Source organism: Streptomyces sp. NPDC041135, from assembly GCF_055592085.1.
Genome location: NZ_JBVIYZ010000002.1, coordinates 306,659 through 325,981 on the forward strand (window position 1 = coordinate 306,659; position 19,323 = coordinate 325,981).

Annotated in this window: 16 protein-coding genes; 6 read left to right on the forward strand and 10 right to left on the reverse strand. The window is 73.8% G+C overall.

Going from position 1 to position 19,323, the window contains the following annotated elements; all coding sequences use genetic code 11:
* Window positions 1–34: 34 nt before the first annotated feature.
* Complete coding sequence (locus ACZ6CZ_RS05575) at window positions 35–2,425, reverse strand: ATP-binding cassette domain-containing protein (RefSeq protein WP_469015163.1); 2,391 nt, start codon at window positions 2,423–2,425, stop codon at window positions 35–37.
* A gap of 251 nt (window positions 2,426–2,676) precedes the next feature.
* Between ACZ6CZ_RS05575 and ACZ6CZ_RS05580 the strand changes: the two genes are divergently transcribed.
* Window positions 2,677–3,096: a CBS domain-containing protein gene (locus ACZ6CZ_RS05580; protein ID WP_469015166.1), complete on the forward strand. Its 420-nt coding sequence runs from the start codon at window positions 2,677–2,679 to the stop codon at window positions 3,094–3,096.
* A gap of 107 nt (window positions 3,097–3,203) precedes the next feature.
* Here ACZ6CZ_RS05580 and ACZ6CZ_RS05585 read toward each other — a convergent pair whose 3' ends face one another.
* The 4 genes from ACZ6CZ_RS05585 to ACZ6CZ_RS05600 all read right to left on the reverse strand — a co-directional run bounded on the left by ACZ6CZ_RS05585 (window position 3,204) and on the right by ACZ6CZ_RS05600 (window position 7,700).
* Window positions 3,204–3,371 (reverse strand): hypothetical protein, encoded by a 168-nt coding sequence (locus ACZ6CZ_RS05585; RefSeq protein WP_469015169.1) that lies wholly within the window; start codon window positions 3,369–3,371, stop codon window positions 3,204–3,206.
* Between the two features lie 98 nt (window positions 3,372–3,469).
* Window positions 3,470–4,702 (reverse strand): acyltransferase family protein, encoded by a 1,233-nt coding sequence (locus tag ACZ6CZ_RS05590; protein ID WP_469015172.1) that lies wholly within the window; start codon window positions 4,700–4,702, stop codon window positions 3,470–3,472.
* Window positions 4,703–4,848: 146 nt separating this feature from the next.
* On the reverse strand, window positions 4,849–6,561 hold the full coding sequence (locus tag ACZ6CZ_RS05595) for an LCP family protein (RefSeq protein WP_469015175.1): 1,713 nt from the start codon (window positions 6,559–6,561) through the stop codon (window positions 4,849–4,851).
* A 245-nt stretch (window positions 6,562–6,806) separates the two neighbouring features.
* Window positions 6,807–7,700: a CAP domain-containing protein gene (locus ACZ6CZ_RS05600; RefSeq protein ID WP_469015178.1), complete on the reverse strand. Its 894-nt coding sequence runs from the start codon at window positions 7,698–7,700 to the stop codon at window positions 6,807–6,809.
* A 479-nt stretch (window positions 7,701–8,179) separates the two neighbouring features.
* On the opposite strand from ACZ6CZ_RS05600, the gene ACZ6CZ_RS05605 reads away from it, so the two are divergent.
* Window positions 8,180–8,959, forward strand: a complete 780-nt coding sequence (locus tag ACZ6CZ_RS05605) for an SDR family NAD(P)-dependent oxidoreductase (protein WP_469015183.1) — start codon at window positions 8,180–8,182, stop codon at window positions 8,957–8,959.
* A gap of 41 nt (window positions 8,960–9,000) precedes the next feature.
* Here the strand turns inward: ACZ6CZ_RS05605 and ACZ6CZ_RS05610 are convergent, their stop codons facing one another.
* Together ACZ6CZ_RS05610 and ACZ6CZ_RS05615 are read right to left on the reverse strand one after the other, a co-directional pair.
* The gene (locus tag ACZ6CZ_RS05610; RefSeq protein ID WP_469015186.1) at window positions 9,001–10,461 is read right to left on the reverse strand and encodes a tannase/feruloyl esterase family alpha/beta hydrolase; all 1,461 of its coding nucleotides are present in this window, start codon (window positions 10,459–10,461) and stop codon (window positions 9,001–9,003) included.
* A 127-nt stretch (window positions 10,462–10,588) separates the two neighbouring features.
* Window positions 10,589–12,121, reverse strand: a complete 1,533-nt coding sequence (locus ACZ6CZ_RS05615) for an extracellular catalytic domain type 1 short-chain-length polyhydroxyalkanoate depolymerase (RefSeq protein ID WP_469015189.1) — start codon at window positions 12,119–12,121, stop codon at window positions 10,589–10,591.
* Between the two features lie 350 nt (window positions 12,122–12,471).
* Here ACZ6CZ_RS05615 and ACZ6CZ_RS05620 point away from each other — a divergent pair, with 350 nt between their 5' ends.
* Entirely contained in the window at window positions 12,472–13,260 is a 789-nt protein-coding gene (locus ACZ6CZ_RS05620; RefSeq protein ID WP_469015191.1) for a D-Ala-D-Ala carboxypeptidase family metallohydrolase, read from the forward strand.
* 3 nt (window positions 13,261–13,263) lie between these two features.
* Here ACZ6CZ_RS05620 and ACZ6CZ_RS05625 read toward each other — a convergent pair whose 3' ends face one another.
* Complete coding sequence (locus ACZ6CZ_RS05625) at window positions 13,264–15,864, reverse strand: SpoIIE family protein phosphatase (RefSeq protein ID WP_469015195.1); 2,601 nt, start codon at window positions 15,862–15,864, stop codon at window positions 13,264–13,266.
* 340 nt (window positions 15,865–16,204) lie between these two features.
* Here ACZ6CZ_RS05625 and ACZ6CZ_RS05630 point away from each other — a divergent pair, with 340 nt between their 5' ends.
* From ACZ6CZ_RS05630 to ACZ6CZ_RS05640, 3 genes are all read left to right on the forward strand, one after another.
* Window positions 16,205–16,552 (forward strand): DUF1330 domain-containing protein, encoded by a 348-nt coding sequence (locus ACZ6CZ_RS05630; RefSeq protein ID WP_469015198.1) that lies wholly within the window; start codon window positions 16,205–16,207, stop codon window positions 16,550–16,552.
* A 34-nt stretch (window positions 16,553–16,586) separates the two neighbouring features.
* Window positions 16,587–17,036 (forward strand): cupin domain-containing protein, encoded by a 450-nt coding sequence (locus tag ACZ6CZ_RS05635; protein ID WP_469015201.1) that lies wholly within the window; start codon window positions 16,587–16,589, stop codon window positions 17,034–17,036.
* A gap of 159 nt (window positions 17,037–17,195) precedes the next feature.
* On the forward strand, window positions 17,196–17,735 hold the full coding sequence (locus tag ACZ6CZ_RS05640; RefSeq protein WP_469015203.1) for a hypothetical protein: 540 nt from the start codon (window positions 17,196–17,198) through the stop codon (window positions 17,733–17,735).
* A gap of 47 nt (window positions 17,736–17,782) precedes the next feature.
* Here ACZ6CZ_RS05640 and ACZ6CZ_RS05645 read toward each other — a convergent pair whose 3' ends face one another.
* Window positions 17,783–18,286: a hypothetical protein gene (locus ACZ6CZ_RS05645; RefSeq protein ID WP_469015206.1), complete on the reverse strand. Its 504-nt coding sequence runs from the start codon at window positions 18,284–18,286 to the stop codon at window positions 17,783–17,785.
* A 112-nt stretch (window positions 18,287–18,398) separates the two neighbouring features.
* Window positions 18,399–19,130, reverse strand: a complete 732-nt coding sequence (locus ACZ6CZ_RS05650; protein ID WP_469015209.1) for a chaplin — start codon at window positions 19,128–19,130, stop codon at window positions 18,399–18,401.
* Window positions 19,131–19,323 lie beyond the last annotated feature (193 nt).

Consider the following 19,323-nt stretch of genomic DNA (forward strand, 5'->3'; position numbering starts at 1 on the left):
ACGGAAGCGGGGCCCAGTGCCGTCGCGGCCCCGGTCAGGCGCCGACGTAGGCCGCGAGGTGCTGGCCGGTGAGCGTGGAGCGGGCGGCGACGAGGTCGGCCGGGGTGCCTTCGAAGACGATCCGGCCGCCGTCGTGCCCGGCGCCGGGGCCGAGGTCGATGATCCAGTCCGCGTGGGCCATCACGGCCTGGTGGTGTTCGACGACGATCACCGACTTCCCGGCGTCCACGAGGCGGTCGAGCAGCCCGAGCAACTGCTCCACGTCCGCGAGGTGCAGGCCGGCGGTCGGCTCGTCGAGGACGTAGACACCGCCCTTGTCGGCCATGTGGGTGGCCAGCTTCAGCCGCTGCCGCTCACCGCCGGACAGCGTGGTGAGCGGTTGGCCGAGGGTGAGGTAGCCGAGCCCGACGTCGCTGAGCCGGGTGAGGATCCGGTGGGCGGCCGGCGTACGCGCCTCCCCGGAGCCGAAGAACTCCTCGGCCTCGGCGACGGGCATCGCCAGCACCTCGCTGATGTCGCGGCCGCCGAAGCGGTAGCCGAGGACGGAGGAGTCGAACCGCTTGCCGTCGCACTCCTCACAGGTCGTGGCCACCCCGGCCATGATCGCCAGGTCGGTGTAGATGACACCGGCGCCCTTGCAGGTGGGGCAGGCGCCCTCGGAGTTGGCGCTGAACAGCGCCGGCTTCACGCCGTTGGCCTTGGCGAACGCCTTGCGGATCGGGTCCAGCAGCCCGGTGTACGTCGCCGGGTTGCTGCGCCGCGAGCCGCGGATCGGGGTCTGGTCGACCGACACGACGTTCTCACCGGCCGGGATCGACCCGTGCACCAGCGAACTCTTCCCCGAGCCGGCCACACCGGTGACGACGACCAGGACGCCCAGCGGCACGTCCACGTCGACGTCCCGCAGGTTGTGCGCCGCCGCGCCGCGGATCTCCAGGGTGCCGGTGGGCTTGCGGACCTGCTCCTTCACGGCCGCCCGGTCGTCGAGATGGCGGCCCGTGACGGTGCCGCTGGAGCGCAGTTCACCGACGGTGCCCTCGAAGCAGACGGTGCCGCCCGCCGTGCCCGCGCCGGGGCCGAGGTCGACGACGTGGTCGGCGATGGCGATGGCCTCCGGCTTGTGCTCCACGACGAGCACCGTGTTGCCCTTGTCCCGCAGCCGCAGCAGCAGGCCGTTCATCCGCTCGATGTCGTGCGGGTGCAGACCGATGGTGGGCTCGTCGAAGACGTACGTGACGTCCGTCAGCGGGGAGCCGAGGTGACGGATCATCTTGGTGCGCTGCGCCTCGCCGCCGGAGAGCGTGCCCGCGGGCCGGTCGAGCGAGAGGTAGCCGAGGCCGATCTCCACGAAGGAGTCGAGCGTCTGCCGCAGCGCGCCGAGCAGCGGCGCCACCGACGGCTCGGTGAGGCCGCCGACCCACGCGGCGAGGTCGCTGATCTGCATCGCGCACGCGTCCGCGATGCTGATTCCGGCGATCTTGGAGGACCGGGCGGCCTCGCTGAGCCGGGTGCCGTCGCACTCCGGACAGACGGTGAACGTCATCGCCCGCTCCACGAAGGCGCGGACGTGCGGCTGGAGCGCGTCGATGTCCTTCGACAGCATGGACTTCTGGATCTTCGGGATCAGACCTTCGTACGTCAGGTTGACGCCGTCGACCTTGATCTTGGTCGGTGCCTTGTGGAGGAGGTCGTCCAGCTCCCGCTTGGTGTACTTGCTGATCGGCTTGTCCGGGTCGAAGAAACCGCAGCCCATGAAGATACGGCCGTACCAGCCGTCCATGCTGTAACCGGGCACGGTGAGGGCGCCCTCGTTGAGGGACTTGCCGGCGTCGTACAGCTGGGACAGGTCGATGTCGGTGACCGAGCCCCGGCCCTCGCAGCGGGGGCACATGCCGCCGGTGATGCTGAACTCGCGGCGCTCCTTCACGGTCCGTCCGGCCCGCTCCACGGTGACCGCGCCCGCCCCGCTGATGGAGGCCACGTTGAAGGAGAAGGCCTGCGGGGAGCCGATGTGCGGGGTACCGAGCCGGCTGAAGAGGATGCGCAGCAGCGCGTTGGCGTCGGTGGCGGTGCCGACGGTGGAGCGAGGGTCGGTGCCCATCCGCTGCTGGTCGACGGTGATCACGGTCGTCAGCCCGTCCAGCACGTCGACCTCGGGCCGGGCCAGGGTCGGCATGAAGCCCTGCACGAAGGTGCTGTACGTCTCGTTGATCAGCCGCTGCGACTCGGCGGCGATCGTGTCGAACACCAGGGAACTCTTGCCCGAGCCGGAGACCCCGGTGAACACCGTCAGCCGGCGCTTGGGGATCTCGATGCTGACGTCCTTGAGATTGTTCTCGCGGGCGCCGTGCACACGGATCAGATCGTGGCTGTCGGCGGCGTGCGGCGCGGGCGGCTGGGTGTCCGTCCGCGGGGCCATGCTCATCCTGTCTCCATCCGTCGGGCGGGTCCGCGCTTCACCGGTGGTCTCCATGACGGTCACGCTAGCGGGCGGCGGCCCACCGGCGCTTCTCTGATCCTGACCGGTTCCGCGGCCCCGCTCGCGGTCCGCCGGCGGTGTGGGCCGTTGGGCGGGTCCTCGCCGCGGTGGCGTGAGGTGCCGCCGGGCCACGGGTAGGGCCAATGCGGACCGGGGGCCGTCGCCCCCGGCCGAGCGCGCCCCACGTGGAGGAAGCAATGGCACAGAAGGTCCGCGAGGTCATGACGGCCGCACCCCGGTCGGTGGGGCCGCAGACATCGGTGGTGGAAGTGGCCCGGCTGATGCGCGACGAGGGCATCGGCGCGGTGCTGGTGACCGACGACGACCGGCTGCGCGGCCTGGTCACCGACCGCGACCTGGTGGTGCGGGTGCTGTGCGAGGGCGGCGACGCCGACGACCGCAGTGTCTCGCAGGCGTGCAGCAAGGACCTGGTGAGCGTCTCCCCGGACGACGACGTCAGCCGGGCGGTCGGGCTGATGCGGGAGCACGCCGTGCGGCGGCTGCCGGTGGTGGAGGACGGCCGGCCGGTCGGAATCGTCTCGCTCGGGGACCTCGCCGTCGAACGGGACACCGACTCGGCCCTGTCGGAGATCAGCGCCTCCGAGCCGAACGAGTGAACGAGTAGGCGACTGGCACACAGGCCGTAAGGATTGGCAGGCAGGCAGGCAGGCGGACGGACCGGGCGGGACGCGGGGCCGGCAGGGCCGCCCCGCGTCCCGCCCGGTCACGCCTCCTCCGGGTCCTCGCTGTCCGTCTCGTCCTGGGCGGCTTCCGGCCCGGCCTCCTCGCCGGACCGGTCCGCGCCGTGCGGCGCCTTCTCGCCCTGGGTCTGCGACTGCTCCTCGGCGAGGCGCCTTCGCACCTCTTCCGGCTTGTCCCCGATCTGTTCCATGATCGTCGTCCCTCCGCTCGCGGCCGGTCGGCCTCGGTCCACTCGTACCGTCGCCGGGACCGCCCCGCAAACGCGGCCCGGCCGGGCCGCGGGCCGGGTCACGCGGCGTGGGGACCGCCGGCGTCGCGGCGGACGGCGCCGCGCTCGGGGAGCCGGCGGAAGGCCCACTCGGCCCGGGGTTCCAGCGCGAAACGGAAGACCCGGCGCACCGGCGGGGTGCACAGCACGGTGACGACGGCGGCGGCGACGAGGGTGACGGTGACCTCGCCGACGGGCCGGTAGATCCAGGCGGGTTCGTACCAGCCCCACAGCTTGGAGCCCTGGGCGACGAAGCCGTGCAGCAGATAGCCGTACAGCGTGCCGGCGCCCAGCGTGGTGAACCAGGTGCGGCGCCCGGGTACCCAGGACAGGAAGCAGGCGACGAGCACCGTCGAGCAGCAGAACAGGGCCAGCGTCATCACGGGCCCGTACCAGCCCGGCGCGCCCAGCTCGGCGGCGCTGTCGCGGTGGAACAGCCAGGCATGGTTCCACCGCGGTGCCGCCCAGTACAGCAGGACGAGGGCGCAGGCGAGGACCGGGACCGCCGCCAGCCGCACCGACCGGCGCCGCACCAGCCGGAAGTGCTCCGGCCGCAGGCACAGGCCGAGCACGAAGTACGGCAGGAACTGCAGCAGTCGCTGGAGATCGAGGTCCTCACCGATCGACGGCGAGAGCGTGGCCAGCATGGCGACGGTGAGCGCGAGCGGCAGCGGCCACCGCACGAGCCGCCACAGCGGAGTGGTCAGCCGCCAGACGAACAGCGCCGCCAGGAACCACGTCAGGTACAGCGGCTCCAGCAGGCTGATCGGGCGGTCCGGGACGTGGTCGGTCCACCGGGTGTAGAGGGTGAAGGCCACCTCGAAGACGACGTAGGGCACGGCGACGCCCGTGATCAGCCGCTTCAGCCGCGCCGGGGAGGCGTCGAAGTTCCGGGAGAAGTAGCCGGAGATGACGATGAACGCCGGCATGTGGACGGCGTAGACGAGGGTGTAGAGCGCGGTGACGGTCCGGCTGCCGTGGCGCAGCGGCTCCCAGGCGTGCCCGATCGCGACCAGCACGATGGCCAGGTACTTGGCGTTGTCGAAGAAGGCGTCACGGCCCCCCGCCGACGACGCGGACGCGACCGCACGCCCGGTGTCCGCCTCACCGCGTGCGCCGGCCTCGCCCGCACCCGCCCCTCCGGGTGCGCCGCCGGCCGGTCCGCGTGCGGGTGCGCGCTGCTCGCGGACGCTGCGCGCGGGCAGCGTCCGGCTGGCGTTTCCTTCTCCATGGAACCCGGACAGTCCAGACACCTCTTACCCTGACGCGCTGCGGGGACGGGGGGCGCGGCGCCACCCGGGCACCGCGTTCACCGCTCGGCTCACCCGCATCCGGGCGCGTAAACGCGCCGCGGTGCGATCAGGGGTTCGAGGATCAGGGCTCGAGGAACGCGCGGCCCTCACTCGTCCGAGTCGGGCTTGCCGCGCGCCGCCGCGTAGGCCTGGGCCGGCGTCATGGACACCCCCTGGTACGTGACCGTCCGGTAGGGGCTCACCTTGGCGCAGGTCTTGGCCTCGTCGGCGGTGGAGGCGTGGGCGTTGGAGACCGCTGCCCCGGTGTCGGCCGCTGCCGTTGCGGACGCGCCGCCGGGATAGCTGGTGCCGCTGGGCCAGTCCTTGCCGATCACCAGGGTCAGTCCGGTGCCGGTGCCCTTCTCGAGGTGCGAGGTGGGCAGGCCGAGCGCCTTGGCGACCTTCTTGGCCTCGTCCTTCCGGCCGGCGCCGTAGGTCAGGGTCGTGGTGGCGGCGGGGCTCGGGGCGTTCGCCGTGGTGGTGGCGGGGCTGAAGCCCTGCTCGGTGAGGGCGGCGGCGAGGGCGGAGGCGCGGCCGGTGACGGTGGTGCCGTTCTCGACCGTGACGGCGATCCGTGCGGCGGGCACGGCGGAGGCGGTGGCCGAGGCCTTGGCGCCGGCCGCCGTGGACTTCTTGCCCGAACCGGTGGTCAGCGACCGGTCGTCGGCGATGGCCGAGAACAGGGTCTTCGCGCCCGGGCCGACCACCACCCGGTTGTCGTCGCCGGGGTCGGGGGCCGTCTGCATCGTGGTGAAGGTCATCCGCTTGGTGGGCACCTTGTTCACGTCGGTCGCGAGCGCGATCAGCTTCTTCACGGTGCCGAGACCGTCGTCCACGGTGAGCGCCTTGGTGGCGGCGTCGGCGAGGTCGTAGACCGCCGTGGGATCGGTGAGGGTGCCCGCGCTCTTGAACTTGCGGATCATCGCGCTGAGGAAGATGTGCTGCGACACCGTACGGCCCAGGTCGCTGCCGTCGCCGAACCCGTGCCGGGAGCGGACGAACTCCAGGGCCGCGACGCCCTTGAGCGTGTGGCTGCCCTCGGACAGCTTCAGGCGCGAGTAGGTGTCGTAGACGTCGTCGGTGACGCACACGGAGACACCGCCGACCGCGTCGGACATCTTGACCACACCGGAGAAGTCGAGCTTGACGAAGTGGTCGATGGGGATGCCGGTGAGCTTGTGGACCGTGGCCACCTGGCAGGCGGGGCCGTACTGCAGCGCGCTGTTGATCTGCCCGTAGTAACCGGCCGTGGAGCGTTTGGTGGCCTTGTCCTCGCAGGCCGGGACCCTGGTCATGGTGTCCCGGGGGATGCTCATCACCGTGGCGTTGGAGCGGTCGGCGGATATGTGCACCACCATCTGCACGTCCGCGTTGCTGCCGGTCTGCACACCGGTGTGCGAACAGCCGCCGCCCAGCTTGCAGTCGGCCTTGCTGGTCCGGCCGTCCGAGCCCATCACCAGGATGTTGATCGGGGTACGGCCGAACTCGTCCGCCTTCTCCGTGCCGCCCTTGCCGTCCAGCGGCACGCTGCTGAGGTTGCCGTTGAGGTGCTGGTAGAACCACCAGCCGACCCCGGCCGTGCCCAGCACCAGCAGGGACAGGCAGATCGTGGCGACCTTCAGCACGCGTCGCCCGCGCCCCGCCGGCCGGGCGCGCCGCGTCCCGCCGCCAGCGGGGGAAGCCGCCCGGCCGCCGCGCGGGCCACCCTCGCCAGGTCCGCCGCCGCGCCCGCCGGTGCCCTCACCCGCGCGCTGTCCCGGCACCGGGGCGGTGCGGCTGCGCGTGGCCTGGCCGGCGGGGCCGTCCCACGGTTCGCTCATCTCCCACTCCCATGGACGGTCGGGCCCGGTCAGGCCGGACGTCGGGGGGTACGGCCGGGCGTGCGCGGGGGTGTACGGGCAGGTGAAGCGGCACCTCACCTCGGTTGCACAGTTGCGCAATCTAACAAACGCACGGGCCGAGCAGCATAAATCCAGATGCAATTCACAGCTGTGGGTGTTCCGCCGCGTCGAAGGCGTGGGACGCAGGGGCGGGATTCCCGCCGCGACGCACCCGGCGCCGCCGGTCACCGGGCGGTGGCGAAGTCCTGCGTCCAGTAGTCGCCGGGCTGGGCGAGGCCGACGCCGATCTCCGCGAACGCGCAGTTGAGGATGTTGGCCTTGTGGCCGGGGCTGGACATCCAGGCCGCCATGACGTCCTCCGCGGTGGCGTAGCCGTAGGCGACGTTCTCGCCGTAGGCCGACCACTGGTAGCCGGCGGCCGTGATCCGGGTGCCCGGCGACGACCCGTCGGACCCGGTGTGCGACATGTTCTGGTGGGCGGCCATGTCCGCGCTGTGCGCCTGTGCGCTCTTGGAGAGGGTCGCGTTCAGGGTCAGGGCCTGGCAACCGACCTTGGCGCGCTCGGCGTTGACGAGTTCCACCACCCGGGCGACGGCCCCGGACGCGGTGGCGGGGGCAGGGGGCGTGGCGGTGGCCGCGGGCGCCGAGGGCGTCGAGGGCGCCGAAGGGGACGAGGGGCTCGTAGGGGCCGGGGCGGGGGCGGTGGCCCGGGGGGTGCGGACGATCACGGTGTGCCGCGGCCTGGGCGCTGCCGTGTGAGCGCTGCTCGCCGGAGTCTTGGGAGCGGCGGCCGCAGTCGTGGCGGCCGCCGGGGTGGTCGAGGTCTTGGGGGCCGCCGGGGTGCTCGGGGCCGCCGGGGTGGTCGGGGCGAGCGTGCCCGGTGCGGCGGTCGTGGTGCTGCCGGCGGGGTGGCGCCGGTGCTCGTACCGGTCGGCGTTCCAGTCGCTCACGTCGCCCCAGTGCGTGGCCACGATCTGCCGGACGCTGACGGGCCGGGTCTCGTCGCCGTCCTGCCAGGTGCCGCAGGCCATGGCGGCTGAGGGCACGCCCACGGCCGCCACGGCGACCGCGGCGACGACTATGCGCCGGTGGTGACTGCTCTTGCGGTGGGTTCCCATGCGTGACCTCACTAGGTGATCGCGAGCGCCCCCCTGTGCGGCTGGCTCCACACAGACTCGGCCGGTGAACTGCGAAGACGTCCTGCGGATCGCCATTCTTAGGACGCCTTCACAAGGAGCGCAAAGGGCTCCTCGTACTACCGGTCCTCGTAGGCGTGATCGTTCTCGTGGCGTCCGCCGCGCGGCGCCGGGCCGGCTCCCGCCGACGCCGGCCCGATCTGCCGCTCCGTCAGGAACGCTGCCACGGGGGCGTCATGGGTGCACCGGCCGGGCGGCGGAAACGGGGTCGAGTCCGGTACGGCCGACGCTCGGCATCAAGCCGGACAAGTCCCTTATGTCGGCAGAGCGCCTTCTACTATGCGAGGGGGTCATTGGCTCCGCCGGTTGTGACCGATGTCACGGAACTACGCATTCCGCTTGTGGCCACCCTGACGTGGGCACTTCAGTGGCCCGCCGGGCGGGCGCACTACAGTGCGGGCATGACCTCGCGCGCCTACCTCTCGGACCTCTTCTCGCTGGACGACCGGGTGGCCGTGGTCACCGGCGGCAGCTCCGGCATCGGCCGGGCCGTCGCCGGGGCACTCGCCCGGGCGGGGGCGAGCGTGGTGATCGTGGCCCGCAGGGAGGCCGAACTGGCCGCGACGGTCGGTGAACTGGTCGCGGACGGCTGCCGGGCGGCCTGGGTCAGCGCCGACCTCAGCACCCGGGACGGGGTGCGCGCGGCGGCGGATCGGGCGGCCGAGGTGTTCGGCGAGCCCGACATCCTCGTCAACAGCGCCGGCATCAACCTGCGGCCGCCGATGGGGGAGCTGAGCGACGAGGTGTGGGACGCCACCATGGCCGTCAACCTGGAGGCGCCCTACCTGCTGGGCCAGCGGTTCGGGCCCGGCATGGCCGAACGCGGCTTCGGGCGGATCATCCACATCACCTCCCAGCAGGCACACCGGGCGTTCGTGAACAGCGGCGCGTACGGCGTCTCCAAGGGAGCGCTGGAGTCACTGGCCCGCTCCCAGGCCGAGGCCTGGTCCCCCCACGGCGTCACCTGCAACACGCTGGTGCCCGGCTTCGTCATGACCCCGCTCAACGCCAGACTGTCCTCCGACCCCGATCAGGTGGCCGCCCTCGCCGCGCGCACCATGGCCGGCCGCAACGGCCTGGCCGAGGACTTCGCCGGGGCGGCGGTCTTCCTGGCCGGCCGGGCCTCCGCCTACGTCACCGGGCAGGCGATCTTCGTCGACGGCGGACTGTCCGTCCACTGAGGCGACCGCCTGCCCGGCCCGGCGCCTACGACGCGCAGGGCCTAGTCGCCCGCCGGCTCGTCGAGGGCGCACCGGGTGAGCAGGGCCGCCGGGTCGGCGCCGGCCGGCCGGGCGACGGTGTGGTCCGCGGGCGGGCGCTGCCCGGTGCCGAGCCAGCGCTCCAGGGCGGTGAACGCCGAGCGGTGGCAGGGCAGCAGGGGCCGGACCCGGTCGGGGAAGCTGTCGGCGAGCGCGTCGGTGTGCGTGCCGCCCTCGATCCGGTAGTAGCGGTACAGGCCGCCCCGGCCCGCCGCGCGGACCATGCGGGCGTAGACGTCCGAGTCCTGGCTGATCGGCAGCAGTACGTCGAGGGTGCCGTGCACGGTGATGAGCGGCTTGCCGATGCGCCCGGTCAGGGCGACGCGTGCGACGGCCCGGTGGACGGCGTCCGGGCGGGCGGCGTAGTCGTAGTCCGCGTCGCAGCCCGGGGTGCCCGTCGCGCAGTACGGCGTACCCGCTTCCGTGTCACCGTCGTAGGCGGGGTCGAACTCCTCGCGGTACACGCGCTGGGTGAGGTCCCAGTAGACCTGGTGGTGGAACGGCCACAGGAACTCCGAGCCGGCCGGGAAGCCCGCGCGGTGCAGTGCCGTGGCGGCCGCCTCGGCGCCGGGCCCGCCCGCCGCGTAGTCGGGGTAGTGCCGCAGGGCGGCCGGCAGGGACGTGAACAGGTTGGGGCCCTGTGCGCGCCAGAGCGTGCCCTCCCAGTCGACCCCGCCGTCGTACAGCTCGGGATGGTTCTCCAGCTGCCAGCGCACCAGGTAGCCGCCGTTGGACATGCCCGTGGCCAGGGTGCGCGCCGGGGGCCGGTGGTAGCGCTGGGCGACCACCGCGCGGGCGGCGCGGGTGAGCTGGGTGAGGCGGCTGTTCCACTCGGCCACGGCGTCGCCCGGCCGGGAGCCGTCGCGGTAGAAGGCGAGCCCGGTGTTTCCCTTGTCGGTGGCGGCGTAGGCGTAGCCGCGGGCGAGCACCCAGTCGGCGATGGCGCGGTCGTTGGCGTACTGCTCGCGGTTGCCGGGGGTGCCGGCCACCACCAGGCCGCCGTTCCAGCGGTCGGGCAGCCGGAGGACGAACTGGGCGTCGTGGTTCCAGCCGTGGTCGGTGTTGGTGGTGGAGGTGTCGGGGAAGTAGCCGTCGATCTGGATGCCCGGGACCCCGCTGGGCACGGCCAGGTCCTTCGGGGTCAGACCCGCCCAGTCCGCCGGGTCGGTGTGCCCGGAGGCGACCGTGCCCGCGGTGGTCAGCTCGTCCAGGCAGTCGACCTGCTGGCGTTCCGCCCCGGGCACGCGCAGCCCGGAGGCGCGGGCGCAGTGGGCGGCGGCGGGACCGGAGGCCGGTGCGGTACCGGCGGCCGGAGCGGCTCCCGCGGCCGGTACGGGAAGCAGCGCCGCGGCGGCGGCCAGGGCGACGGCGCCGAGACGGACGCGGGTGATCGGGGACGGGACGATGCCGTGCGGCAGGGCCATGGGCTGCTCTCCACTGTGCGGGGGACGGGTGTGCGGTGGGCGTGTGCGGTGGGCGAGGGGGCGGTACCGAGGTGGTCGAAAGGTGAGGCGCGGCCGGTCCCGCCACGTCGGCGGGACCGGCCGGGTGTCAGGGGCAGGCTCCGTCCGCGACCGTGAACCAGCCGGTGGGCGACTCCTTCAAGGTGTGGGTGACGAACACGTTGTACAGACCCATGTCCTGCTGGGAGCCCTTGGCGTAGGCGTGGCCACCACTGGTGGTGGCCCGGCCCGCCTGGACGTGGGCGTAGTTGGTGGCCGTCCAGCAGACCGCCGCGCCGCCGGTGGTCCGCGCGGTGACCGCGGCCGACAGCTGTCCCGCCGTGCCGCCGGCGTCGCGGGCGGCCACCGCGTAGGTGTGCGAGGAGCCCGCGGCCAGTCCGGTGTCGGTGTACGACGTCGTGCTCGTCGTGGCGACCGGGGCGCCGTCGCGGTGCACGGTGTAGCCGGCGGCACCGGCGACCGCGTTCCAGCTCAGGCTGATGCTGCCGGTGGTGGACCCGGTCACGGCCAGACCGCCGGGCGCGGGCAGCGAACCGGGCTGGGGACCGGAACCCGGCCCGTCCAGACCGAAGAACCGGCTGATCCAGTAGCTGGAGCAGATGGAGTCCAGGAAGTACGCGGCACCGGTGCTGCCGCACTGCTCGGTCCCGCTGCCCGGGTCGACCGGGGTGCCGTGCCCGATGCCCGGCACCCGGTCCACCTCGACGGCCACCGAGCCGTCACCCGCGAGGTACTCCTCGTGCCGGGTGGAGTCCGCGCCGATGACGGAGGTGCGGGTGGGCGTCTGGGACAGGCCGTGCAGGGCTGTCCACTGGTCCCGCAGCTCGTCGGCGTTGCGCGGTACGACGGTGGTGTCCTGGTCGCCGTGCCAGATCGCGACCCGGGGCCACGCCCCGGACCACGACGGGAAGGCGTCGCGGACCCGCTGCGCCCACTGGGCCGGGGACAGATCGACTCCCGGGTTCATGCACGTGTAGGGGCTGGTGTCCTTGGTGCAGTCGTACGGCAGCCCGGCGACGACCGCACCGGCGCGGAAGACGTCCGGGTAGGCGGCGAGCATCACCGACGTCATGGCGCCGCCGGCGGACAGACCGGTGACGTAGACCCGCCCGGCGTCGGCGCCGTAGGCGGTGACGGCGTGCGCGGCCATCTGCTGGAGCGAGGCGGCCTCCCCCTGGCCCCTGCGGTTGTCCGTGCTCTGGAACCAGTTGAAGCACTTGCTGGAGTTGTTGGCGGAAGTGGTCTCCGCGAACACCACCAGGAATCCGTAGCGGTCGGCGAGCCGGGGCAGCCCGGAGTTGTCGGCGTAGCCCTGGGCGTCCTGGGTGCAGCCGTGCAGCGCCAGCACCACCGCCGGGCTCGCGGACAGGGACGCGGGCCGGTAGACGTACATGTTCAGCGCGCCGGGGTTGGTGCCGAACCCGGTGACGCGGGTCAGGCCGACCGCCGCGTGGGCGGCCGGTACCGGACCGCTCAGCGCGGCGCCCAGCACCAGGGCCACGACGGCCACCAGCCGGGACAGCGCCCACCGCCACCCGCGCCGCGCCGGACGGGAGGAGTGACCTGCGGGCGGGCTGACCGGCAGCGGAGCGCGGACTCTTCGGTACGGCGACGACAGCATGGCGGCTCCCTCGGCGACATGGGGTGGCACCGGGCCCCGCGCTCGGCGGGAGCGGCCCGGTGCCCGGCACCGTAGGGTCACGCGGCCGGCCGGCGGTATGGCGGCGGGCCCCACAGCACGCGCACCACGTGGCGCATTCCGAGGGGTTGCGCCGCCGGGCGGTGTTCGGTATGGCAGCCCCGGCTGCCGTCCGCCGCGGCCCCGTTCGCACCGTTGTGGCGGACCGGTCGGTCCCTCTACGGTTTACGCGCGTCAACCTCCCCTCCGCGCGAGGGGCCGTACCCCCGCAGCCCAAGCACCGCCGCACCGCCGCATCCCAGCACCCCCGCATCCCGGCGAAGGAGTTCTCCATGGACACGCGAGGAACCACACGACGCACCGGCGCCCCGGGCCCGGACCGCCGTACCCTGCTGCGCGGTGCGGCGGGGATCGCGGCCGCGGCTGGCCTGGTGGCCGCCGACCTCGGGTGGGCGGGCCCGGCCGGGGCCTACGGCTGGTCCCGCACGCTCCAGCAGGGCCTGTCCGGCGCGGACGTGACGGAGCTGCAGATCCGCGTGGGCGGCTGGGCCGCCGCGAGCGCGCAGCAGACGTACCTCTCCTGGGACGGCTCGTTCGGTCCCGCGACGGCCGCCGCGGTCAAGCGCTTCCAGTCCGCCTACGGGCTGACCGCGGACGGCGTCGCCGGCCCGGCCACGCAGAGCGCGCTCAACGGCCTGGAGAGCGGCGACGGTTCGACCGCCCACTTCGAGTTCACCGAGTTCCACTCCTCCGACGGCTCCGGATTCGGCGGCGGCAAGGTGGGCGCGGCCCAGGTCAAGGAGAACGTGCGGCGGCTGATGTACAAGCTGGAGGCGGTGCGCAGGAAGGCGGGCAACAGCGCGATCACCGTCAACTCCGGCTTCCGCAGCATCTCCCACAACGCGGCCGTGGGCGGCGCGTCCAACAGCATGCACCTCTACGGCGTCGCCGCCGACATCGTGGTCTCCGGCCACTCCACCGCGCAGGTCTACCGGATCGCCGAGACCTGCGGGTTCTCCGGCCTCGAGGCCTACACGCACTCCTGGCAGCACGTGGACAGCCGGGTGCAGTACGCCTCCTACGGCTCCGGCTCCTGGTGGTGGGAGAGCGGCGTGGCGTGACGCTCAGGGGGCGTCCGGCAGCGCCAGCTCGGCCCAGATGACCTTGCCCTGCGGCGTGTAGCGGGTGCCCCAGCGCTCAGTCAGCTGGGACACCAGGAACAGGCCGCGGCCGCCCTCGTCGGTCGACGCGGCGTACTGCAGGTGCGGCGACGTGCTGCTGCCGTCCGCCACCTCGCAGATCAGCGTCCGGTCACGGATCAGCCGGACGTGGATCGGCTCGCCGCCGTACCGGATGGCGTTGGTGACCAGCTCGCTGAGCACCAGCTCCATGCCGAAGGCGAGGTCGCCCAGGCCCCACTCGTCGAGGCGGCCGGTCGCCGCGAGCCGCACCCCGGCCACGGCCGCCGGGTCGGGCGGTACGTCCCATTCGGCGAACCGGTCCGCGGGCAGCGCGCGGGTGCGGGCGATGAGCAGGGCGACGTCGTCCTGGGGCCGCTCCGGCAGCAGCTCGTCCAGGACGGCCTGGCAGCTCTCGTCCGGTGGCCGGTCGGGATGGCCCGCCAGCGCGTCGGCCAGCAGATCCATGCCCACGTCCAGGTCGCGGGTGCGGTCCTCGATGAGGCCGTCGGTGTACAGGACGAGCTGGGTGCCCTCGGCGAGGGTCAGCTCGGCCGTCTGGAACGGCATGCCCCCCAGGCCCAGCGGCGGCCCGGCGGGCAGGTCGGGGAAGACGACACCGCCGTCCGGGCCGACCAGCGCGGGCGCCAGGTGGCCCGCGCGGGCCATGGCGCAGCGCCGGGTCAGCGGGTCGTAGATGGCGTACAGGCAGGTCGCGCCGACGACGGCCGCCGCGGACCCGGTGCTCGCCTCGTCCTGGTCGATGCGGCCGACCAGGTCGTCGAGCCGGCTCAGCAGTTCGTCGGGCGGCAGGTCCAGCGTGGAGAAGTTGTGGACCGCCGTCCGCAGCCGGCCCATGGTGGCGGCCGCGTGCAGGCCGTGCCCGACCACGTCCCCGACGACCAGGGCCACCCGGCTGCCGGGCAGCGGGATGACGTCGAACCAGTCGCCGCTGACCCCCGACTGCGCGGGCAGGTAGCGGTAACCGACGTCCAGGGCGCTCTGCGGTGGCAGCGCCCGGGGCAGCAGACTGCGCTGGAGGGTGACTGCCAGGGCGTGCTCGCGGGCGTACCGGCGGGCGTTGTCGATGCTGACGGCGGCGCGTGCCACCAGCTCCTCCGCCAGGGACAGCTCCTCCTCGTCGAACGGGGGGTGCTCCTTGGCCCGCCAGAAATTGGCCAGGCCCAGTACCACGCCCCGGGCCTGGATGGGGGCCGCGATGAGGGAGTGGATGCCGTAGCCGACGATCTCCTCGGTGCGCTGCGGGTCCTGTGCGCGCCAGTCCGCCGCGGTCGACAGGTCGGCCACCAGCTCGGACCGGCCGGTGCCGTAGCCCCGCCCCTGCGGGGTGGACGGCAGGAAGTCGATCAGGCGGTCCTTCTCGTACAGCGGGTGGTCGTCGCGGACGCCGGCCACGGCGACGCGCCGCATCCCGGTCGCCGTGGGGGCGGGTTCCTCGCCGTGCAGCACGGCGTCGGCCAGGTCGACGGTGACGAAGTCGGCGAAGCGCGGGACGGCGACCCGGGCGAGTTCGTCGGCCGTGCGGGTCACCTCGAGGGTGGTCCCGATCCCCAGTCCGGCGTCGTACAGCAGCTTGAGCCGGTCCCGGGCGACCTGGGCGGTGCCGGATACGGCCTGCAGCTCGGTGGAGTCGCGCAGGGTGATCACCGTGCCCTTGGGGCCGCCGCCGCGGTCCGTGGGCCGCTGGTTGACCGCCAGCAGCCGGGGCCCGGCGAAGTGCACCTCGTCGGTGGCCTCCCGGCCGGAGGTGAGCAGGGCGACCATCTCCGGTTCCAGGGCCGTCAGCTCCGACACGTGCCTGCCCTCGACGTCCGGGGGCAGCTCCAGCAGCCTGCGCGCCTCGTCGTTGGCGAGCAGCAGCACCCCGTCGTCGCCCAGGATGAGCACCCCTTCGCGCACGGAGTGCAGCACCGCGTCGTGGTGCTCGTACATGCGGGTCATCTCGTCGGGGGCCAGGCTGTGCGTCTGCCGCCGCAGCCGCCGTCCCACCAGGGCCGTGACGCCGGTGGCCAGCACGAGCGCGCCCGCCCCGGCCGACACGATGATCGGCAGCTGGCGGTCCACCTGGTTGGTGACGTTCTTGACCTTCAGCCCGGCGGAGACGAGGGCCACGACCTTGCCGTGCGTGTCCTTGACGGGAACGGTGGCCTGCACCTCCTGGCCGAGCGGTCCGCGCACGCTCTCGGTGTAGACCCGTCCGGCCAGCGACGGGCCGATGGTGCCCACGAACCGCTTGCCGATCCGGTCGGGCAGGGGATGGGTGTAGCGGATGCCGTGGGTGTCCATGACGACGATGAAGTCGACACCCGCGAGCTTGCGCCCCGCCTCGGTCCGCGGCTGGAGCGCCTTGGTGGGATCGGGGGAGTCCAGCGCGGCCAGGAGGCCCGGGGAGTGGGCGAAGGTCTCCGCGACGGCCACCGAACGGCGCCTGGCCTCGGCGCCGGTGTCCCGCCGGGACTGAAGGACGAGGGCGAGCACGGCGAAGCCCACCAGCAGCACCACCAGCGCCACTTGCAGGAGGAACATCTGCCCGGCGACGCTGCGCGGGCTCTTCGCCGCCAGGGGCCGCCACGATATACCGCGAAGCCGGGCAAATCGGGTCCTCATCGGGCCTTTCTAGCACTGCTGGTCCCGAGTCGTCATCACCCCGACCCGACACCGCAGCTCAACGGTACCGTTCAGCCCCGCACGCCCCCCGTCACAGGCCCCACGTCATGACCCTCCATGACCGTTCCGCACCGGCGCGGGACCGGCCATTACCCGAAAGGTCATCGCCCCGGCGGCAGCCCTCGTGCCAGGATCACCGGCGTAGGCAGAACGACCACCGGAAGACCGGACGACCGAACCACCGGAAGGACGCCGTGCCATGCCCGCATACGCGATAGCCCACCTGCAGGAGGCCGCTCCGCACCCGGACATCGCCGAGTACATCGAGCGCATCCCCGCCACCTTCGAGCCCTACGGCGGCCGCTTCCTCGTCCACGCCGCCGCGCACGAGGTGGTGGAGGGCGGCTGGCCCGGGCACGTCGTCGTGATCGGCTTCCCCGGCATGGAGCAGGCCCGCGCCTGGTGGGACTCACCGGCGTACCAGGAGATCGCGCCCCTGCGCTCGCGGCACATCGAGGGCGACATCATCCTGGTCCCGGGCGTACCCGAGGACTACGACCCGGCCGGCACCGCCGCGGCGATGCGCGAGAGCCTGCCCGCCCGGTGACCCGCGGGGGCCGGCCGGAAGGCGAGGAGGGCCGATGACGGCACAGCGGGACGGCGGCGGCGCGTCGAGACCGCCGGCGGCGGCGGAACTGGCCCTGGAACCCCACCCCGAGGGCGGCTGGTACCGGCGGCTGTGGGAGGCGGGCGAGTCGGTCACCACAGCACGGGGCGAGCGGGCGGCGGGCACGGCCGTGCACTACCTCCTCGCGCCGGGCGAGTCCTCGCGCTGGCACACCGTGGCAGCGGAGGAACTCTGGCTGTGGCAGGCCGGCGGCCCCCTCTCCCTGACCCGGGCGCCGCAGCCCGACGACGACGCGGCCGCCGTCACGGTGACGCTGGGCCCCGACGCCGCCGCCGGCCAGGTGCTGTTCGCCGCCGTGCCCGGCGGCGACTGGCAGACCGCCCGCCCCGCGGGGGACGAGCCGGCGCTGGTGGTGTGCGTCGTCGCGCCGGGCTTCACCTGGGAGGACTTCGCGATGCGCTGACGCCCGTGTCCGGGCCCGTGTCCGGGCCCGCACCCCGGCGCCGAGGTGTCCGGCGCATCGCCCGGCCGACGCGCCGGTACGGTCATTGCGCCCGCGGCCGGTGGCCGTGAACCTGGGCGGATGCTCCTCGTCCCGGGCTGGGTCTGGCAAGGGGGGCCGGTGCGCAGGGCCCTGAGCACCGGCCTCGCCACCGGTGCCTCCTCCGGCGCCCTCGTGCTCGTGGAGTCGGGATCGTGGGCGGGCGCCGCCGTCGTCCTGGTCGTGCTCGGCGTGTTCTCCGGCATCCGGGTGCCGCGCCGGATGAGCCGGCTCTGGCCGGAGGCCCGGACCCTGGACACCGCCGCCCGGGCGGCGGTGGTGCGCGCCACCCGCGGGGGCGAGGACGTCCCGGACTCCCGGCTGGCGCCCGCGGTCGCCCGGTACGCCGACGCCCTGCGCCGGGCCGCGGCGGAGGACCGGCTGCGCCGGTGGGTGATCCTGCCGATCACCGCGCTCGCGGTCGCCCTCGCCGGGCACGACACCCTCAGCGGCCCGGCCGGCGAGGCGGTCGTGTCCTGGCTGGTGGTCGCGCTGCTCCTCGGTGACCTGTTCTGGTGGCCGCGCGTCCGGGCCCGCCTGCTGGCCCGGGCCGAGCGTGCCGAGCGGTCGGCCGACCGGGCCGCCCCCGCTCCTCCGGAAGCCCCGGAAGCCCCGGTCTGACCGAGCCGCGCGGCCGGGCCGGGCGCGCGGCGGCCGCCTCAGCCCTCTCAGTCCTCGTCGTCGCCCCACTCGAAGGCGAGGGCCCGCCGCCATGCGGCGATCATCTCCTTCAGGATGCCGTCCACCTCGGCCAGATAGGTCCGTCCCGCCTCGTTGCGGGCATGGCGCAGGCCGTCCGTGGCGAACTGCCGGCGCATCGTCTCCAGCACCGCCGGGACCTTCTCGGCCGGATGGCCCAGCTCCCGCACCTTGCTCGCGGTGTCCGCGCCCACCGTGTACGCGCCGAAGCGCGCCTTGTCGCTCACCGGCATCGCGTCGTCCGCGCGCAGCGTCGCGTCGGCCACCTCGTACTCCACCAGGGCCCGCCCGCTCCACAGCGACAGCAGCTGGCCGGGGGAGAGGACGGGCACGCCGTTCACGCGCAGGATGCCGGCGAACTCCACGGTGGTGCTCCCGTCGGCGTTGGGCCGCAGGACCTTCCGCGTGCCGTCGACGGACACCGCGGAAGCCGGCACATCGGCGGGCAGCCGGACCGTACGCAACCGAGTCATGTCCGGACGCTACACCGCCTCCCCGGGCCTCCCCGGGCCGGCCCGGGCCGCGGAAGGCCCCGGCGGGCATCGTCGCCGGGGCCTTCCGCCGCGCCGTCGGCCGCTGCCGGCGTCAGCCGGACTTCCGGGTGCGCGCCTGCCGGTACAGGGCCACGCCGCCCAGCAGGAGCACCCCGCCGGCGACACCGGCGGACAGCGTGCCCTCCGCGCCCGTGTGGGCGAGCGAGGACGAGGTCCGCGGCGCCTGCGGCGTCGCGGTGTGGACCTCGGGCGCCGCGGGGACGTGCTCCTCCGGCGGAGCCTGCGGCGTCCGGGGCACGGCGGGCCGCTCGGGGGTGGCACGGACCGGCTCGTCGGGCCCCCCGTTGACCGACTGGTTGCCGAACACCGGGTTGGCGATGCCGACCACGTTCACCGTGTTGCCGCTGACGTTGACCGGGAGGTCGACGGGCAGCTGGATCCCGTTGCCGGAGACCACACCGGCGGACCCCGCCACCGCGGCGCCGGCCGAGGCCCCGCCCGTGTGCTGTCCGGAGGCCTGCTGTCCCGCCGTCTGCTGCCCGGACGTCTGCTGTCCGGCCGGTTCCGCGTGGTCCCGCACGGCGTCCTTGTTGGCGCAGCTGTTGCCCGCGGCCGGGTTGAGCAGCCCCACCACGTTCACCGTGTTGCCGCAGACGTTGACCGGGACGTGCACGGGCAGCTGGATCCCGTTGCCGGACACCACACCCGGCGAGTTGTCCGCGGAGGCGTCGGCCGCCGAGCCCGCGTACGCGGGTGCTGTCACGGTCAGCGCGCCCGAGGCGGCGACGACGGCGATCACACTGTTCCGGGTGACCCGTTTCATAGGCTCCCTGCCCTCCACTCCATGTGCGGGCGGGCGCCCGCAGTAGGGCAAACGCGAATGGATCGTTCGGGTTATGGCGTGTCAGCCTTTCGCCGCAGCGCTCGCCGCGTTCCGGACACGTCCCGCGCGCCGCCGGACGGCCCGCCGCCCCGCCCGGCGGACCCCCCTGTGCCGCGAGCCCCGGCCGACTGGG

Excerpts from the sequence above, each read along its gene's own strand:
- ACZ6CZ_RS05595 (WP_469015175.1), bottom strand. The coding sequence starts at position 6,561 with ATGAGCGAACCGTGGGACGGCCCCGCCGGCCAGGCCACGCGCAGCCGC.
- ACZ6CZ_RS05635 (WP_469015201.1), top strand. The coding sequence starts at position 16,587 with ATGACGGCACAGCGGGACGGCGGCGGCGCGTCGAGACCGCCGGCGGCG.
- ACZ6CZ_RS05575 (WP_469015163.1), bottom strand. The coding sequence starts at position 2,425 with ATGAGCATGGCCCCGCGGACGGACACCCAGCCGCCCGCGCCGCACGCC.
- ACZ6CZ_RS05600 (WP_469015178.1), bottom strand. The coding sequence starts at position 7,700 with ATGGGAACCCACCGCAAGAGCAGTCACCACCGGCGCATAGTCGTCGCC.
- ACZ6CZ_RS05580 (WP_469015166.1), top strand. The coding sequence starts at position 2,677 with ATGGCACAGAAGGTCCGCGAGGTCATGACGGCCGCACCCCGGTCGGTG.
- ACZ6CZ_RS05605 (WP_469015183.1), top strand. The coding sequence starts at position 8,180 with ATGACCTCGCGCGCCTACCTCTCGGACCTCTTCTCGCTGGACGACCGG.
- ACZ6CZ_RS05625 (WP_469015195.1), bottom strand. The coding sequence starts at position 15,864 with ATGTTCCTCCTGCAAGTGGCGCTGGTGGTGCTGCTGGTGGGCTTCGCC.
- ACZ6CZ_RS05650 (WP_469015209.1), bottom strand. The coding sequence starts at position 19,130 with ATGAAACGGGTCACCCGGAACAGTGTGATCGCCGTCGTCGCCGCCTCG.
- ACZ6CZ_RS05620 (WP_469015191.1), top strand. The coding sequence starts at position 12,472 with ATGGACACGCGAGGAACCACACGACGCACCGGCGCCCCGGGCCCGGAC.
- ACZ6CZ_RS05615 (WP_469015189.1), bottom strand. The coding sequence starts at position 12,121 with ATGCTGTCGTCGCCGTACCGAAGAGTCCGCGCTCCGCTGCCGGTCAGC.
- ACZ6CZ_RS05645 (WP_469015206.1), bottom strand. The coding sequence starts at position 18,286 with ATGACTCGGTTGCGTACGGTCCGGCTGCCCGCCGATGTGCCGGCTTCC.
- ACZ6CZ_RS05610 (WP_469015186.1), bottom strand. The coding sequence starts at position 10,461 with ATGGCCCTGCCGCACGGCATCGTCCCGTCCCCGATCACCCGCGTCCGT.
- ACZ6CZ_RS05630 (WP_469015198.1), top strand. The coding sequence starts at position 16,205 with ATGCCCGCATACGCGATAGCCCACCTGCAGGAGGCCGCTCCGCACCCG.
- ACZ6CZ_RS05585 (WP_469015169.1), bottom strand. The coding sequence starts at position 3,371 with ATGGAACAGATCGGGGACAAGCCGGAAGAGGTGCGAAGGCGCCTCGCC.